Here is a 16,078-nt window from a genome sequence, read left to right as displayed (position 1 = left end):
AGATTTTTTCTTAACCTATCCTCTTTTTCATTAGGTTGTATAATTTATCATCTAATACTCAAAATAATAATAAGCTATTCACACTTATTAGGAGGAGTGTTAGATGTTTACACGTTTTGGAGTTCTAGCTATTAGCTTTCTTTTACTTATAGGTTGCGCTCAAGATAATGAAGATCATGCTTTGCCAACAGAAAAAGAAAATCCTAACGACCGAATAATCAATGTGAAAAACTCGGCCCCTAGAGAAGAAAGAGAATATTCTAATGAACAAATAGCGAATCATTTAGCAAACATCGCAAGTGATGTACCTGAAGTAAATGACGCCGTATCGATTGTTGTAGGGCCATATGCAGTCGTTGGAATCGATGTTGACAAGGAATTAGATCGCTCTAGAGTTGGAACTATCAAATATTCTGTACTGGAAGCACTTCAACACGACCCTTATGGAAAAACTGCCGTTGTCGTAGCTGATGCAGATGTGAACGAAAGAATTCGCGGGATGAACGACAAAATAAAACAAGGCTATCCCGTTCAAGGAATTGTCGATGAGTTAGCAGCAATCGTTGGTAGATATATGCCTGACTTCCCATTACCAGAGGATCGTCCCGAAGAACCAAATCAAAACCAAAAAATAATTGATGATGAAAAAGAAAAGCAAGAAATGGACGATATAGTAGACGATCAATCCAAGAATAACCGAGAAAAACGAGAAGACTGAGAAAATGAGGTATCCAGAACTAGGATACCTCATTAATTATTTACTCATTTGCTTTAATATGGTTATAATATTGAACCCCAAATTGAGATCCCTCTGATACCATTTTGGCATTTTCTAGTTGATCTATTTCTAAATCATCAACTTGGTCAGGTTTCCCTGCATTATATAGTGTTAAGTCTTCATCAATCTCAGTGGAGTCTGATGAGGTTAGATGGTTATTCCTTGCTTTGGTACCCATTAAATAGCCAGCAACACCAAGACCTAATGCAGAAACTACATATCGCTTTTTCACTCTATCATCCTTTCTATCGTTTATTTTAATGTTCCTCTTTTATATTGAAATTAAACATTTTCTATTAAGATATGATATAGTTAATTTACAGTTATTTGACCCGAGGTGATAAGATGCAGGTTAAATGTGTTTTATGTGATGTAGTTGAAAATATAGATGATTATTCTCTAGAAGCGAAACGATTACGAAATCGAAAAACCCATATGTACTTATGCGGAAGCTGTAATGAAAGAATAAAAGAAAAGACTTTAGACCGTCATGCAACTGGGAAGTTTCGTTTGTTTGAGGAAAAGAAAAAAGAAGACGAGTTAATATAACCAATTTATTACTAAGTTAAAAGAGGCATTTCAGGTTTTCCAATCTGAAATGCCTCTTTTTAGGTTGTTTTTTTACCTTTTCGTTGTAGATGTAAACGAATTCGATAAATTGCTAAGACTAAACATATTATAACTAAGCTTTCTGTAAGTGGAAGTGGTGAACCACCTGAAGCTACTGACCAAACAATAAACAATATATATAATACAAATATGCCTATTGCTAATAAAATATAAACAATTATTGATTTTAAGATAGGTAACTTTTTAGCAAAGCCTAATTTATAGGCTAAAGCAGCAAGAATAAAGTTGACCGGATATAAAATATTAAATAATTGCTCTACACCATAGTGTTGCATAATAAAGTCATAAACCATATGAATCCCCCATTATGTATGTTCAAGCTTTATCATACTAGATTTATAATAATCTTGCTAGTATAAGTCACCAGGTTTACGAACTCTTTCATGAAAAGTTTTTTATACTTTCCTATACTACTAAATAAAAATTTGAACAAGTTCAAAAAAAGTCTTATACTTGTTATGTACTTAAAGGGAGTGTTTTTAATGAGAAATGTTAACATACCAGCTTTACTCTTAGCTTTACTTGTAGTTTCTATGTTTATTGGAGTTGGGTTTGCAATTGCACTTCGCAGTATAGGGCTTATTCTACTTTTTATTTTATTAGGATTTGGTATTATGGGTGCAGGTATTGCCAATAAGAAAAAGAAAAGTGGCTCACAAGTGTGAGTCACTTTCTTGCTTTTGTTATGAAATCATTTAATATTCGTGAATGAACTTCAGGATGTCCAGCAAATACAGAGTTTCTTTCCAACATCTTTATTCCTTTACCATCAATATTCGTTGTAATACCACCAACTTCTTTAATAAGTATCATTCCCGCAGCAAAATCCCACGGCGAAAGACTCATAGCTAAATAACCTTCTAATACACCTTCTGCAACAAAAGCAAGCTCTATTGCAGCAGAACCATATGTTCTGGAACCACGAGCAGTCTTTACTAAGTCTTGCATAATTTTTTCATCGACCAATTTGTTTTCACATAACCATAAATGGTTTAATCCAATTACTGATTCTTCTAATACAGTTGTTTTCTTTAATGGTGGAAGTTTAACTTCATTTTTAAATGCCCCTTCTCCACGTCTAGCACTATACAGTTGATCCTCCATAACATTATAGATGAGTCCGACTTCCCCTACCCCATCATGATAGATTGCAACTGAAATTGCAAAATTTCGTTTTTGTTGAACAAAATTCATTGTCCCGTCTATTGGATCAATAATCCAAACCGTACCATCAAGTGCTTTCACCTCATCTCCAAATCCCTCTTCTCCTATTAAGAAATGATCTGGAAATGTTGATTTAATTTTTTCAAGAAAATATTTTTCTGTATTCTTATCCATTGAGGTAACTAAATCATTTGGATTAGATTTAGAACTAATATCTAATGGGTCATTTATCTTATTCCTTATCGTCCTTCCCGCTTCCAATATCCATTCTTTTGCTTTCCTGTTAATTTCATCTAATATTAAATTCTTCATTATGTAAATCCTCCATATTCTCTACTATCATTTATAGTATCAAAAGATAGCAAATGAGTATACATTGACACTACCTCATAAGATAAACTCGCTTTCGATATCTTCTTTAAATTAGTTTCTAGTTGTGAAGCTCCATGAATGACTTCTCGAATGGACTGTATGATACTACAAGAAGTAATGCTCCTTTGAATATTGTCGCTATATGATAGGCACTTTCTGCTTTAGTTTTACAATATGTGCAGGAAGCATTTATTTTTTTCCGAACCCAGCAAATAACTCAAGGAAACTTTAATGTTCCTTGAGCTTTTTGTGACTAATTATCAAGTAAGGATAATAACTTCTTTCGTAAAAGTTTTAGTTTTTCTTTTGATTTTATAATTTGCACCTTATCTTCAACCTGCATAGCATCATAAAGTGTCAGTAGTTCATAATCAATTTCCATTCGTATTACTGGAATCTTTTCTTTTTCTTCATTTCTTCTGACCTCTTCTAATATATACTTCAAAAGATCACATCCCTTCTTGATAAATTTTAATAAGACCTTCTAATTTAGTTGTCCATGTTTTCTTGAACTTTCTGTCTGTTTTCTTTATATATATGAGATTTAACAAATTTCGTTCATAGGAGGTCCAAGACAATAAATTCTTATACTTGACTTGTTTATATTAAGTTGTTCATAATAATAAATATAATTTAATATTTGCAGAAAGGTGTTTTTATAGATGAACATAACTGGATTTAATAAAACGGATTTTGACACATTTCATATAGATGGATTAGATAGGAGAATGGAAGCCATTCAAACACGTATCCAACCTAAGTTTCAAGAAATTGGACAAGAATTAGTAGATCATTTATCAAGTAAGTTAGGAAATGAAGTTTATCTTCATATTGCAAAACATGCAAGAAGAACAGTTAACCCACCTAAAGATACTTGGTTAGCAATTTCAAATAATAAGAGGGGCTATAAAAAACACCCACATTTTCAATTAGGACTATTTGATGATCATTTATTTATTTGGTTGGCTTGTATTTATGAATTGGATAATAAAAGTGATATAGCTAAAAGTTTTCTAACTAATTTTACTCAATTGAAAAAGTTACCATCTGACTTTGTAGTTTCGTTAGACCATATGAAAAAAGATTCATTTAGTCTTGATACTCTTGAGAAGTTGCATGTAGAACGCTTTCGCGATGTGAAAAAAGGAGAATTTCTAATTGGCAGACACTTAACTCCGAATGACCCAATCGTTTCGGATGGCGGTAAATTAGTCGAACTAGTTAAGAACACATATGATTCCTTAATACCTTTTTATCAAATGGCTTTACAAGCGTAATCTAGGGAAGTATTGACATATAATACATTCCCTACAAGAACAAGTGATAAAAGGATAAGAAAGTGGAGCAATCGCATAGTAGTCCTTCATTTAAGGGTAACTATGATACGAATAGTTACTTTTTATACAAAATCAGCAATATAAGTCATATGATGATAGTCCAAAAAACAACTCCGAAATTATATAATTTCGGAGTTGTTTTAGTATGTCTTATAAATATGTTTACTTCATTTTTAAAATGGTGCCTTCACTTTCCAGTGCCTTTTTTATTGTCTGATACCCTGAATATCCAGAGTCCCTTTCAAATTCTGCAAAGTATTTTTTTTCCTCACTTTTTGAAGGTACTACTTGTTTAAATTTCCGATAACCAGCAAGTAAAATATTACGGTCAATTCCTTTTTCATAAGCTCTTTCTATTAATGAAAAAAATTGAATAACATCAATAATTTCTTCTTTAGTCCAACTTGAATCAACTGGATAAGAATAATTCATGCTTACCCACCTCAAACTTTCCACTTATTTTTAATTTCTTCCGCTTCTGCAATGATTCTTTCTATTAACTCTTGAACAGAAGGTAGATCATGAATACCTGCAATACCCTGTCCTGCCCAACCAAAACCTAATTCCGATTTTCCATCATATATATATTCCCTATTAGCCTTACCGCTTATGTAATCTTTTAATCCTTCATAACCAACTTCATTATCTTCTAATTCTATTATTTTATCAGTCCACGAATTTCTTATGGCACGTGCTGGCATTCCAAGTGAACGCTTAATAACAACTGTCGAGTTTTCATCAGCACCAAGTAATGCCTGTTTATAGACAGGATGTGCATGAATACATTCTTTTGTTGCGATAAATCTTGTGCCCATTTCAATTCCTTCTGCACCTAAAGCTAACCCGGCCATTAAACCTCTTCCATCAACAATTCCTCCAGATGCAATAACCGGGATGGATACACTATCAACAACCTGTGGTGTTAAAACCATTGTTCCAGTATCTGTTCGACCCAGGTGTCCTCCTCCTTCATGTCCAACTACAATAACTGCATCTGCCCCCAATTCTTCTGCCTTTTGAGCTTGTCGTTTTGCTGCAACCAAAACTAAAGTTTTTATAGGATGTCCTTTAACCATATCCAGGACACCTTTGGGATTCCCTCCAGTAACTGAAATGATTTCAACCCTTTCCTCTATAGCAACTTCAACCATTTCTTCAAATGGACGATTATGCTGACCAATGGCAAAATTAACTCCAAACGGTTTATTGGTTAATTCCTTTACTTTAATTATTTCCTCTCTTAAGGCTTCTGGATTCCCCAAACTCATTGCTGTAATTTGCCCTAATGCACCAGCATTGGAAACCGCAGCCGCTAAGTCTGCATATGCCAAATATGCTAGACCACCTTGAATGATTGGATATCTAATATTAAAAATCTCTGTCACTCGCGTTCTCATAGTTCTCCTCTAGCCTCCAATATAACAATACTACTACAATCCTACCATTTTTTATCACGTGTTTCGAACATAATATTACCTAGTCCTAGTTTCTATTGTTTGATGACATTTTCGAAATGAAAAAGCTACACAAATGTGTAGCTTTTAGAAAGGAATGTTTGATTATCGCATGTTGCTATTGGAATTACTTATTTGAATTGGATTTACAAGTAGGGCATGTGCCATAAAGAACCGTCACCTTATCATTTTCATAGTGCTCAATAGTTTCTTGGCATTCTCGACAAACGATTGTACCCATTAATTCCAGCTCCTCTTTAACTTTGTAGGACTTTATATGATATAGTATGCAACAATTGAATATTATAACACAATTAGTATAACACATTAAACTAAAAATGTACCAGTAGAAATGATCTACTGGTTAAAAATATTTATTGATCCGTTTCAATTAAATTTGGATCTAAAACTTCATAGCCCTTTTCTCGAAGACCGATTACAATATCTTTTAATGCCTCGCTTGTCCACTCACGATCGTGCATTAATAAATTAGCTCCATTCTTTAATAAAGAATATGGTACATCCACTTCCGGTCCTTCTCCGGTCACCATTGCTCTAACTAATTTATCTTTATCAAAGTATGGTTTGAAATAATCATAACCATAGGACCAATTCATCAGAACCATATTCTCTTCTTGTGCAATTTCCCTTGATTCATCCGTATTAATCCCATGTGGTGCTCTAAAGAATTTAGGTCTTTCCCCAATAATTTCTTCTATCTTATCATTTAAACTAACAATCTCAGTTCGTTGCTCCTCAGGATCATGTTCTAAGTCCTTTAAATTAACATGATTATATGTATGGTTTCCAATAACAAACCCCATATCATGGATTTGTTTTAACTTTTTTGCCTCCTCAGGAGTATCAATAAAATGTCCGTTAACAAAGAAAATCGCATTAGCATTCAGTTCTTTCAATGTTTTAGCCATTTCTAAAGAATAACTATCAGGAGCATCGTCAATTGTTAAGAGCACAACTTTTTCATTTGTACCCTCTTTAATTGGTACTAAAGACCAGTCCTCTGAAACCCGATATTGTGCAACTATTTTATTTTCTTCTTCAAGCTCTTGTTCTTCCTCAGTACTTTCAGGATTACTTTCCTGTTCCTCTATTTTATTACTTTCCTCATTTATAGTATCTGAGACCTGTTCTTCTGAATCTTTAGGTTTATCTACTGCTTCTTTTTTTTCCGTGCTTGTACAAGCAGCTAAGATTATAACAAGTAGAGTAAAAATAAATAGAAACTGAATTTTCCTCATGCAAAACCCTCCTGATGTCGTTAAAAGACCTCATTTAATCTTAATTTAATCCAACTAAAAACACAAGACAACCTAAAATAAATTTATTAACTGGTTAAAATCTAAAATAGTTCAGTAATAGTTGGAAATAGTAAGTATATGAACAATTCATGTTAGCAGAAAGGATTTTTATAAATGAAGAAGGTATCTAAAGTATTTTATGTATCTGTTATTATCAGTATATTATTTATCATTTGGGGAGTAATACCAGATTCTGTCTTACCAAATGGGAATTTAGAGAATGTTACGTCAAAAATCCAAAGTTTTATTGTAGACAAGTTTGGTTGGTTCTATCTAATAAGTGCATCATTCTTTTTATTTTTTTCCATTTTCCTCATTTTTTCAAAATACGGCAAAATAAAATTAGGTAAACCAAATGATGAACCAGAATACTCCTATATTACCTGGTTTGCAATGCTCTTTAGTGCAGGTATGGGAATAGGATTAGTCTTTTGGGGTGCTGCAGAACCCCTCTCACATTTCCATAATCCCCCTTATGGGGAGCCTGGAACTAATGAGTCAGCTAAAACAGCTATGCAATATAGCTTTTTTCATTGGGGACTACACCCATGGGCGATTTACGCTACACTTGCACTTGCTCTCGCATATTTTAAGTTTCGAAAAAAATCTTCAGGTTTAGTAAGTGGTATTTTAGTACCTTTATTCGGAGAAAAAGGAAAAGAAGTTTGGGGGACAACTGTTGATTCCATTGTTGTGTTTGCTACAGTATTTGGCGTTGCAACATCACTTGGTTTTGGTGCCATTCAAATTAGCGGTGGATTATCATTTGTTTTCGGTATTGATCAGAATTTCTTATATCAATTAATCATTATCGTAATAGTGACAGTACTATACCTTCTTTCTGCATCAACAGGGGTAAATAAAGGAATAAAATATTTAAGTAATGCAAATATCATATTCGCATTTGCTTTAATGGTATTTGTTTTAATACTAGGACCAACAAATTTCATCTTAAATTTTTTCACAACTTCATTTGGTAATTATATTCAAAATTTACCTAGCATGAGTTTTCGAATGACACCTTTTAACGAGGATAATACACAGTGGATTAAAGACTGGACTATATTTTACTGGGCATGGTGGATTGCATGGGCTCCATTTGTTGGAACCTTTATCGCAAGAGTATCCCGTGGTAGAACAATAAGAGAGTTTGTTCTTGGTGTTTTACTTGTACCAACAATTTTTGGCGCACTTTGGTTTACTGTTTTTGGAGGTTCAGCAATACATTTAGAATTTTTCGAAGGAGAGAATATTTATCGTTATGTAAGTGAATTAGGAGAAGAAACAGTTTTATTTGCGGTATTAGAACATTTCCCATTAAGTACACTAATATCCTTTCTTGCAATCCTGCTAATTAGCACTTTCTTTATTACATCTGCTGATTCTGCAACATTTGTACTTGGTATGCAAACTACTGGCGGAAGACTGGATCCACCAAATTCTGTTAAACTTGTATGGGGAATAATCCAATCCGGTGCTGCAGCTGTTTTATTATGGCAAGGTGGACTTGGCGCACTTCAAACCGCTTCGATTATAGCAGCATTTCCATTTACCATCATTATGTTATTGATTGTTGTTTCATTATTGAAGTCCTTTAAGCAGGAAGCTAAAGAAATTGAGATGAGAAGGAAAAGTTAGACAAATATAGTAAAAATAAAAAGAGTGATGTTTTGTAAACATCACTCTTTTTATACGTTTTTACAACATATGAATTGGTGTTCCAAGTGCTACTTCTGCAGCTTCCATAGTAATCTCACCTAATGTTGGATGAGCATGGATTGTTAAAGCAATATCTTCAGCTGTCATTCCAGCTTCAACTGCTAAACCAATTTCAGAAATCATGTCACTAGCATTCGGACCTGCAATTTGACCACCTAAAACTAATCCATCTTCCTTACGAGTGACTAATTTTAAGAAACCATCAGTTGCGTTAAGAGATAATGCACGACCGTTTGCACCAAATGGGAACTTAGCAACTTTTACATTGTAACCAGCATCTTTTGCTTCTTGTTCAGTCATTCCAACAGATGCAAGTTCCGGTTCAACGAAAGCTACCGCAGGCATTCCAATGTAATCCACTTCAGATTTTTCTCCACTAATTGCTTCAGCAGCAACTTTACCTTCGTAAGATGCTTTATGTGCAAGTGGAGCTCCTGCTACAACGTCACCAATTGCGTAAATGTTAGTCACATTTGTACGACATTGCTTATCTACTTTGATTAGTCCTCTGTCATCAACTTCTATACCTACTTGCTCTAAACCAATTTCACTAGTATTCGGACGACGACCAACTGTAACTAATACATAATCAGCTTCAACTGTCTCTACTTTTCCATCAACTTCATAAGATACTTTCACACCGTCTTTTGTTTCTTCAACACCTTTAGCCATAGCCTGTGTAACGATTGTTGCACCTTTTTTCTTAAGGCCTTTTTTCACAAGCTGTGTCATTTGTTTCTCGAAACCACCAAGGATGTCTTTTGCACCTTCTAAGAAGACAACCTCCGTACCAAAGTTAGCATATGCAGTACCTAATTCTGCGCCAATAAATCCTGTACCAATTACAACCATCTTCTTAGGTACTTCTTTTAAATCTAGAGCAGCAGTAGAGTCTAATACGCGCTCAGAAAACTTAAATGTTGGGATTTCAATTGGTGATGAACCTGTTGCAATAATACAGTTTTTAAAAGTATACGTTTGAGAAGATTTCTCATCCATTACTTTTACAGTATTTCCATCGACAAAATATACTTCACCACTCACGATGTCTACTTTGTTACCTTTTAATAGGCCTTCAACACCGGAGGTTAATTTATTAACAACGGATGCTTTCCACTCTTGTACTTTAGAAAAGTCAACAGAAACACTCTCAGTTTTAATTCCAAGAGCTTCGTTTCCTTGAGCTTTTTCTACAGAGTGACCAGCTTCAATTAAAGCTTTTGATGGAATACAACCAACATTTAAGCAAACTCCACCTAAAGCACCTTTGTCCACGATAGTTACTTTTTGACCTAATTGTGCGGCACGAATTGCAGCAACATATCCCCCAGGTCCTGCACCGACAACTAGTGTGTCTAGTTCAATTGGAAAATCTCCTACTACCATAATCTTACGCCTCCATCATGATTAATTGTGGATCATTTAATAATCGCTTGATTTGATTCAAGGCCATTTGAGCAGTAGCACCATCTACAATTCGGTGGTCAAAGCTCAATGATACCGCAAGTACAGGAGCAATGACAATTTCTCCGTCACGAACAATTGGTTTTTCAGCGATACGACCAATACCTAAAATTGCTGCTTCAGGATAGTTAATTACTGGTGTAAACCACTGACCACCAGCAGAACCAATATTAGAAATTGTACTTGAAGCACCTTTCATCTCATCTGGTGCTAGTTTACCATTTCTTGCTTTATCTGCCAATTCATTGATTTCAGCGGAAATTGTAAAAATAGATTTACGATCTGCATTTTTAACAACTGGTACAAGAAGACCTTTGTCTGTATCTGCAGCAATACCAATATTGTAATAATGCTTTTGAACAATTTCTTCAGTTGCATCATCAATGGATGCATTTAAGATTGGGTATTGTTTCAAAGCAGAAACGATAGCTTTTACAACATATGGTAAATAAGTTAACTTAATTCCTTGGTCAAGCCCAACTTGTTTAAATCTCTTACGATGAGCAACTAATACAGTTACATCCACTTCATCCATTAATGTTACGTGAGGTGCTTTAGACTTGGAGTTAACCATCGCTTTAGCAATTGCCTTACGGATAGGCGACATTTTTTCACGTGTTTCTGGGTAATTTCCTTCAAGAACAGGAGCTTTAGCTTGAGCAGCAGGTGCTTCTGTTTTTGCTTCTGCAGCAACTTCATTAGTTTGAGCAGCTGATTGACCACCGTTTAAGAAGCTATCTATATCCTCTTTTGAAACTCGACCATTCTTACCAGATCCTACTACTTGTTTAATGTTTACACTATTATCGCGTGCATATTTACGTACGGATGGCATTGCAATAATACGCTTATCATCATCTACATCAGTCGCAGCTGGTTGAGCACTAGTAGTAGCTTCTGCTTTAGGTGCTTCTACTTTTACTTCTTCCTTTGCAGGCTCAGTTGGTGCATCTCCACCTGCATCCTCATAACCTTCCGCATCAAAGGAGATTAGTGTGTCACCTACAATAGCAACTTCTCCTTCTTGTACGAAAATCTTAGTAACCGTTCCTTCCACTGGAGAAGGAATTTCAACTACAGCTTTATCATTTTGTACTTCACAAAGTACATCATCTTCTTTTACTAGGTCGCCTTCTTTTACCATCCATGAAACAATCTCACCTTCGTGGATTCCTTCACCGATATCCGGTAATTTAAATTCAAACGCCATTCAAAATCCTCCTATCTTGTATTAGAAATTCATTACAGTGTTTACTTTTTCAATGATGTCATTATAATTTGGTAACCACACTTCTTCTGCTTCAGAGAATGCGTATACCGTATCAGGTGCTGCAACACGTAATACTGGTGCTTCAAGATGTAGGATTGCTCTTTCTTGAATTTCAGCAACAACATTAGCAGCAATACCTGCTTGACGCTGTGCTTCTTGAACTACTACAACACGATTAGTTTTCTTAACAGACTCTAGGATAGTATCTATATCTAATGGTGAAACCGTGCGTAAGTCAACAACCTCTACGTCAACACCATTTTTTTCAAGCTCTTCTGCTGCTTTAAGTGAAGCATGGACCATCGCACCATATGTTACAATCGTAACATCTTTACCTTCACGTTTTACATCAGCTTTGCCAAGTTCAATTGTGTATTCCCCTTCAGGTACTTCTCCACGGAAAGAACGGTATAATTTCATATGCTCTAGATAGATTACTGGATCGTTATCACGAATAGCTGAGATTAATAGTCCTTTTGCATCATACGGAGTAGAAGGAATTACTACTTTCAAACCAGGTTGCTGTGCCATTAATCCTTCTAGGGAATCCGCGTGAAGTTCTGGAGTGTGTACTCCTCCACCAAAGGGCGAACGAATTGTAATAGGTGCATTTTTTGTTCCACCTGAGCGATAACGCATACGTGCCATTTGTCCACTAATTGAATCAATTACCTCATATACAAAGCCAAAGAATTGAATTTCCGGAACAGGGCGATAACCTTCCATTGCAAGTCCAATTGCTAGACCACCAATTCCCGATTCTGCTAATGGCGTGTCAAATACACGTTCTTCTCCAAATTCTTTTTGAAGGCCTTCTGTTGCACGGAATACTCCGCCATTTTGGCCAACGTCTTCACCAAACACTAGCACGTTTTCATCATTTTTAAGTTCAACGCGCAGTGCATCAGTGATTGCTTGAATCATTGTCATTTGTGCCATTGTTTACTTCGACTCCTTTGCTTTGTACTCTTCCATTTGTTCTTGTAAATTATTTGGAAGTGTTTCGAACATAAATGAAATTAAATCTGTAACTTTCTGCTTAGGATGTTGATCTGTTTTTTTAATAGCTGCCTTAATGTCATCTTTCGCTTGTTCAATGACCTTATTTTCTTCTTCCTCAGACCATAGTTTCTTACCTTCTAAGAACTTACGGAATCTTACTAATGGGTCTTTTTTCTCCCACTCTGAATCAAGATCTGTAGAGCGATAGCGAGTTGGATCATCACCAGCCATAGTATGTGGACCATAGCGATAAGTAATTGTTTCGATTAACATTGGTCCTTCACCAGCAATTGCACGTTCCCTAGCATGCTTTGTTGCAGCATATACTGCAAGTACATCCATACCGTCTACTTGAATTCCTTCAATACCTGCCGCGATTGCTTTTTGAGCTAATGTTTTAGCTGCTGTTTGTTTTTCTCTCGGTACAGAAATAGCAAATCCGTTATTTTGAACGATAAAGATATTGTGTGCCCCGTATGCTCCGGCAAAGTTAATTCCTTCATAGAAATCACCTTGTGAAGTACCACCATCACCTGTATAAGTGATTGCTACATTTTTCTTGCCACGCATTTTAAGACCTAAACCAACACCAGCTGCTTGTACATATTGTGCACCAATGATGATTTGTGGTGGTAATGCATTAACTCCCTCAGGCATTTGGTTACCATGGAAGTGTCCTTTTGAGAATAAGAATGCTTGATACAATGGTAGACCATGCCAAATCAGCTGTGGAACATCACGGTATCCTGGTAGTATGAAATCATCTTTTTCAAGAGCAAAGTGACTACCTAATTGTGATGCTTCTTGACCTGCTGTTGGAGCATAGAATCCTAAACGTCCTTGACGGTTTAAAGCGATAGAGCGCTGATCAAGAATGCGAGTATAAACCATTCTTCTCATAAGCTCTTTTAATTCATCATCTGATAAATCTGGCATGTCATCCTTATTGATAATCTTTCCATCTTCATTAAGAATCTGGAACATTTCGAACTGACTTTCAACACTTTCTAAAACGTGTTTCAAAATAGTTCACCTCTTCCTTTCTTATATCCATTTAAAATTATCTTTACTATCCTTCCCAAAAAAAAGGAAAATCTGTACCTATTTGCAGTTTTTGTATATGTGTAAAACTCGAGGAGTTTACCTAGCTGTAATAAAAATATAAACTGTTACATAAACCTCGCAAAAAATACTGGTACAATTTTTAATACATCTAAAGTTTAGCGTATATAATTCCTTCCGGTCAACTACTTTGACTTATGTTTTATTATTTTGCCCAAAGGTTTTTTATATATCGCATATTTTTTCCGATAAACTGTTATAGTTTCACATACTTCCTGTATCATTTTCTTTATCCAGATTACTATTTTTAAATATGTCTATGTACTTTTCACTACCGTTTATTGTTCAAAAAATTATATTTCCACATTAAAACTACTAGGCTGTTTTTGAAATGTTAATTGTCTTTTTTTAACAGTTGGTGGAAAATGCGAAGTAACTACTAATTATTTTTCAGCTGAAATACGTGTGTTTCCATATGAAAATACGGATTTCCGCTGTTGAGGCCTAAGGGCACGTAAGACCATGCAACTAAATCAGGAAAACATGGGCCCTCACAGTCAGAACATGTAACCGATTCAGGAAAACATGAGACCTTCCATACAAATCATGGGCCCGATTTATGCGCACTTTATTCAAATTGTGTAATAAACAATACTTGTAAAATCAGCCAATAAAAAAATACCCACCCCAGCATGGATGAGTATTTAACAACTATTATTGGTCACTCTCGACATATTTAACATTAATTTCGGCAGTTTCATAAAAGCTTTTTTTCAGTTCATTGTAATCCATTGTAAGCTTATTAAAAGTATCATTCGCTTTAATGACTTCTTGATATTTCAAATTAACTTTTTCTATATGAGCTTGTAATTCCTCTTCTTCTAAAGCTTCTTGTAAAAACTTTTCATATAATTCTTTTTCAAGAGTTAATGATTCATTATACGTTTTATTAAGTGTTTCATAAGCTTCAAAACGATTTATCATAGCTTCATACATAGATAAAGCTTTTTCCTTAACCTCTTCATCTTTTATTTCCTTAATTAGATCCTCTGACTTCTCAAATTCCTCTCGTGACGCATCTAAACTTTCTTTTTCAAGCTTGATTTTCTCTGAACGTTCTTCTATTGAAGCAATAGCTTTATTTGTAAGTTCTTGAATTTTATCCATTTCTTCTATACCAAGCTCAATTATTTCTTTATAGAGTCCTTGTTCTTCTTGTTCCAGTTTCGTAATTCCATCTTGCTGCTTTTGAAAGTTATCTTCCAACTGGACAGCAGCTTCTAAATGGTTGTATATTTGCGTTTCAGGACTATTTCCACATCCAGCTAATAATAAAACAGTTACTAAAGTAATGATACCGAATACATGTTTAAAAATCATGTTATTTATCCTCCTCTACCAATACTACGATGACTCATTATTTATAAACTGATACTTAGTATATCACAAAAATATACTGTTGAACTCTTAATTTATGAAGCATGTCTATAGTAAAATTATGCCTTAAAAATTAAATATATGATAAACTATTTTAATGATTATAATATGATAAAGTGGAAAGTGAATAACTTAATAGAAATGGAGAGAATTACATGCTAACTATGGATGATGTAGTTCGTGAGGGTCATCCCTCACTTCGCAAAGTTGCAGATGAAGTATCTTTACCTCCTTCAGATGAAGAGATTTCATTATTACAAGATATGTTAGAGTTTTTAAAGAACAGTCAAGATGAGAAGATTTGTTCAAAATATAATCTTAGACCAGGTGTTGGTATTGCTGCACCACAGTTAGGTATCGAAAAGAAAATGGTTGCCATACATTTCGAGGATGGTAATGGTAAACTGTATAGTTATGGATTGTTTAATCCTAAAATCGTCAGCCATTCGGTAGAAAAAGCCTATTTGACAGTTGGTGAAGGCTGTTTATCAGTTGATCGAAATGTTGAGGGGTTTGTACCAAGATATGCTCGAATTACTGTAAAAGCAATCGATTTAGAAGGTAATGCTATTAAACTACGCTTAAAAGATTATGCAGCAATTGTTTTTCAACATGAGATTGACCATTTAAACGGGGTCATGTTTTACGACCATATCAATAAAGAAAATCCATTTGAAATCCCCGAAAACTCAAAATCTATAGATTAATACAGGGTTTGACGCATTCATTGTGTCAGACCCTTTGTTTATTACAATGCATAGAAATAATAAAAAGGAGAAAAATAGGAGAAGAAACTAGACCTTGGTATCTAACTAACCTTCTTTAGATTATTTCTATAAATTTTTTTATAGTAAATCGATGAATTTTATTTCCATATTTTCAGATTCCATACTATACTATAGATAAGAGGGATTGGACGGTAGAAGTTTTTATATGCTTTTCTTTAATCTTTTGGAAAGGAGTGTATGTCCTTATGTTACGTCGCCTAAAAGAAAAGCTAAAGAAGCGTTGGAAAGATTTTTTAGGCCGGGGACGTGTACCGACAACTTTTAAAGAATTAAGAAGAAGTA

The 16,078-nt window shown here is 34.7% G+C and carries 19 protein-coding genes; 6 read left to right on the top strand and 13 right to left on the bottom strand.

Annotated elements, in window-relative coordinates; translation table 11 throughout:
- The first annotated feature begins 103 nt into the window (after nt 1-103).
- A complete protein-coding gene (locus K332_RS0102400; RefSeq protein WP_026905986.1) occupies nt 104-718 on the top strand; it encodes a YhcN/YlaJ family sporulation lipoprotein in 615 nt (204 codons plus the stop codon).
- Nucleotides 719-758: 40 nt separating this feature from the next.
- On the opposite strand, the gene K332_RS0102395 is transcribed toward K332_RS0102400, so the two are convergent.
- A complete protein-coding gene (locus K332_RS0102395) occupies nt 759-1,010 on the bottom strand; it encodes a hypothetical protein (protein ID WP_026905985.1) in 252 nt (83 codons plus the stop codon).
- 113 nt (nt 1,011-1,123) lie between these two features.
- Here K332_RS0102395 and K332_RS0102390 point away from each other — a divergent pair, with 113 nt between their 5' ends.
- Complete coding sequence (locus K332_RS0102390) at nt 1,124-1,327, top strand: YlaI family protein (protein ID WP_026905984.1); 204 nt, start codon at nt 1,124-1,126, stop codon at nt 1,325-1,327.
- 59 nt (nt 1,328-1,386) lie between these two features.
- Here the strand turns inward: K332_RS0102390 and K332_RS0102385 are convergent, their stop codons facing one another.
- Nucleotides 1,387-1,701 (bottom strand): YlaH-like family protein, encoded by a 315-nt coding sequence (locus K332_RS0102385; RefSeq protein WP_026905983.1) that lies wholly within the window; start codon nt 1,699-1,701, stop codon nt 1,387-1,389.
- A gap of 189 nt (nt 1,702-1,890) precedes the next feature.
- Here K332_RS0102385 and K332_RS0102380 point away from each other — a divergent pair, with 189 nt between their 5' ends.
- Complete coding sequence (locus K332_RS0102380) at nt 1,891-2,073, top strand: DUF5325 family protein (RefSeq protein WP_026905982.1); 183 nt, start codon at nt 1,891-1,893, stop codon at nt 2,071-2,073.
- A 1-nt stretch (nt 2,074) separates the two neighbouring features.
- Here K332_RS0102380 and K332_RS0102375 read toward each other — a convergent pair whose 3' ends face one another.
- Entirely contained in the window at nt 2,075-2,884 is an 810-nt protein-coding gene (locus K332_RS0102375) for an inositol monophosphatase family protein (RefSeq protein WP_026905981.1), read from the bottom strand.
- 313 nt (nt 2,885-3,197) lie between these two features.
- Nucleotides 3,198-3,389 (bottom strand): hypothetical protein, encoded by a 192-nt coding sequence (locus K332_RS0102370; RefSeq protein ID WP_026905980.1) that lies wholly within the window; start codon nt 3,387-3,389, stop codon nt 3,198-3,200.
- 217 nt (nt 3,390-3,606) lie between these two features.
- Between K332_RS0102370 and K332_RS0102365 the strand changes: the two genes are divergently transcribed.
- Nucleotides 3,607-4,221: a YktB family protein gene (locus K332_RS0102365; RefSeq protein WP_026905979.1), complete on the top strand. Its 615-nt coding sequence runs from the start codon at nt 3,607-3,609 to the stop codon at nt 4,219-4,221.
- A 222-nt stretch (nt 4,222-4,443) separates the two neighbouring features.
- Here the strand turns inward: K332_RS0102365 and K332_RS0102360 are convergent, their stop codons facing one another.
- The 4 genes from K332_RS0102360 to K332_RS0102350 form a co-directional block, all read right to left on the bottom strand.
- On the bottom strand, nt 4,444-4,713 hold the full coding sequence (locus K332_RS0102360; RefSeq protein WP_026905978.1) for a UPF0223 family protein: 270 nt from the start codon (nt 4,711-4,713) through the stop codon (nt 4,444-4,446).
- Nucleotides 4,714-4,724: 11 nt separating this feature from the next.
- A complete protein-coding gene (locus tag K332_RS0102355) occupies nt 4,725-5,678 on the bottom strand; it encodes an NAD(P)H-dependent flavin oxidoreductase (RefSeq protein WP_026905977.1) in 954 nt (317 codons plus the stop codon).
- A 184-nt stretch (nt 5,679-5,862) separates the two neighbouring features.
- Nucleotides 5,863-5,976 carry a GapA-binding peptide SR1P gene (locus tag K332_RS23515; RefSeq protein ID WP_084287650.1) on the bottom strand — a complete coding sequence of 38 codons (114 nt, stop codon included), beginning with the start codon at nt 5,974-5,976 and terminating at the stop codon, nt 5,863-5,865.
- 133 nt (nt 5,977-6,109) lie between these two features.
- Complete coding sequence (locus K332_RS0102350) at nt 6,110-6,994, bottom strand: polysaccharide deacetylase family protein (protein WP_026905976.1); 885 nt, start codon at nt 6,992-6,994, stop codon at nt 6,110-6,112.
- A 174-nt stretch (nt 6,995-7,168) separates the two neighbouring features.
- Between K332_RS0102350 and K332_RS0102345 the strand changes: the two genes are divergently transcribed.
- On the top strand, nt 7,169-8,692 hold the full coding sequence (locus K332_RS0102345) for a glycine betaine uptake BCCT transporter (RefSeq protein WP_026905975.1): 1,524 nt from the start codon (nt 7,169-7,171) through the stop codon (nt 8,690-8,692).
- Between the two features lie 60 nt (nt 8,693-8,752).
- Here K332_RS0102345 and lpdA read toward each other — a convergent pair whose 3' ends face one another.
- The 5 genes from lpdA to K332_RS0102320 form a co-directional block, all read right to left on the bottom strand.
- Complete coding sequence (gene lpdA / locus K332_RS0102340; protein ID WP_026905974.1) at nt 8,753-10,159, bottom strand: dihydrolipoyl dehydrogenase; 1,407 nt, start codon at nt 10,157-10,159, stop codon at nt 8,753-8,755.
- 4 nt (nt 10,160-10,163) lie between these two features.
- Nucleotides 10,164-11,447, bottom strand: coding sequence for a dihydrolipoamide acetyltransferase family protein (locus tag K332_RS0102335; protein WP_026905973.1), 1,284 nt, complete (start codon nt 11,445-11,447; stop codon nt 10,164-10,166).
- Between the two features lie 21 nt (nt 11,448-11,468).
- A complete protein-coding gene (locus tag K332_RS0102330; RefSeq protein ID WP_026905972.1) occupies nt 11,469-12,446 on the bottom strand; it encodes an alpha-ketoacid dehydrogenase subunit beta in 978 nt (325 codons plus the stop codon).
- 3 nt (nt 12,447-12,449) lie between these two features.
- Nucleotides 12,450-13,493, bottom strand: a complete 1,044-nt coding sequence (gene pdhA, locus K332_RS0102325) for a pyruvate dehydrogenase (acetyl-transferring) E1 component subunit alpha (protein ID WP_211237398.1) — start codon at nt 13,491-13,493, stop codon at nt 12,450-12,452.
- Nucleotides 13,494-14,285: 792 nt separating this feature from the next.
- A complete protein-coding gene (locus K332_RS0102320) occupies nt 14,286-14,951 on the bottom strand; it encodes a YkyA family protein (RefSeq protein ID WP_026905970.1) in 666 nt (221 codons plus the stop codon).
- A gap of 212 nt (nt 14,952-15,163) precedes the next feature.
- Between K332_RS0102320 and def the strand changes: the two genes are divergently transcribed.
- Nucleotides 15,164-15,715: a peptide deformylase gene (gene def, locus K332_RS0102315; protein ID WP_026905969.1), complete on the top strand. Its 552-nt coding sequence runs from the start codon at nt 15,164-15,166 to the stop codon at nt 15,713-15,715.
- The last annotated feature ends 363 nt before the right edge of the window (nt 15,716-16,078 follow it).

Origin of the sequence: Paucisalibacillus globulus DSM 18846 (assembly GCF_000482485.1) — a bacterium.
GTDB lineage: Bacteria > Bacillota > Bacilli > Bacillales > Amphibacillaceae > Ornithinibacillus > Ornithinibacillus globulus.
The sequence above is the reverse complement of the archived record's forward strand: the minus strand, read 5'-3'. Positions and strand labels throughout refer to the sequence as shown.

Coding starts and splice junctions, on each gene's coding strand:
- K332_RS0102355 (WP_026905977.1), bottom strand. CDS start 5,678: ATGAGAACGCGAGTGACAGAGATTTTTAATATTAGATATCCAATCATT.
- K332_RS0102360 (WP_026905978.1), bottom strand. CDS start 4,713: ATGAATTATTCTTATCCAGTTGATTCAAGTTGGACTAAAGAAGAAATT.
- K332_RS0102350 (WP_026905976.1), bottom strand. CDS start 6,994: ATGAGGAAAATTCAGTTTCTATTTATTTTTACTCTACTTGTTATAATC.
- K332_RS0102330 (WP_026905972.1), bottom strand. CDS start 12,446: ATGGCACAAATGACAATGATTCAAGCAATCACTGATGCACTGCGCGTT.
- K332_RS0102345 (WP_026905975.1), top strand. CDS start 7,169: ATGAAGAAGGTATCTAAAGTATTTTATGTATCTGTTATTATCAGTATA.
- K332_RS0102375 (WP_026905981.1), bottom strand. CDS start 2,884: ATGAAGAATTTAATATTAGATGAAATTAACAGGAAAGCAAAAGAATGG.
- K332_RS0102385 (WP_026905983.1), bottom strand. CDS start 1,701: ATGGTTTATGACTTTATTATGCAACACTATGGTGTAGAGCAATTATTT.
- lpdA (WP_026905974.1), bottom strand. CDS start 10,159: ATGGTAGTAGGAGATTTTCCAATTGAACTAGACACACTAGTTGTCGGT.
- def (WP_026905969.1), top strand. CDS start 15,164: ATGCTAACTATGGATGATGTAGTTCGTGAGGGTCATCCCTCACTTCGC.
- K332_RS0102400 (WP_026905986.1), top strand. CDS start 104: ATGTTTACACGTTTTGGAGTTCTAGCTATTAGCTTTCTTTTACTTATA.
- pdhA (WP_211237398.1), bottom strand. CDS start 13,493: ATGTTCCAGATTCTTAATGAAGATGGAAAGATTATCAATAAGGATGAC.
- K332_RS0102320 (WP_026905970.1), bottom strand. CDS start 14,951: ATGATTTTTAAACATGTATTCGGTATCATTACTTTAGTAACTGTTTTA.
- K332_RS23515 (WP_084287650.1), bottom strand. CDS start 5,976: ATGGGTACAATCGTTTGTCGAGAATGCCAAGAAACTATTGAGCACTAT.
- K332_RS0102365 (WP_026905979.1), top strand. CDS start 3,607: ATGAACATAACTGGATTTAATAAAACGGATTTTGACACATTTCATATA.
- K332_RS0102380 (WP_026905982.1), top strand. CDS start 1,891: ATGAGAAATGTTAACATACCAGCTTTACTCTTAGCTTTACTTGTAGTT.
- K332_RS0102390 (WP_026905984.1), top strand. CDS start 1,124: ATGCAGGTTAAATGTGTTTTATGTGATGTAGTTGAAAATATAGATGAT.
- K332_RS0102335 (WP_026905973.1), bottom strand. CDS start 11,447: ATGGCGTTTGAATTTAAATTACCGGATATCGGTGAAGGAATCCACGAA.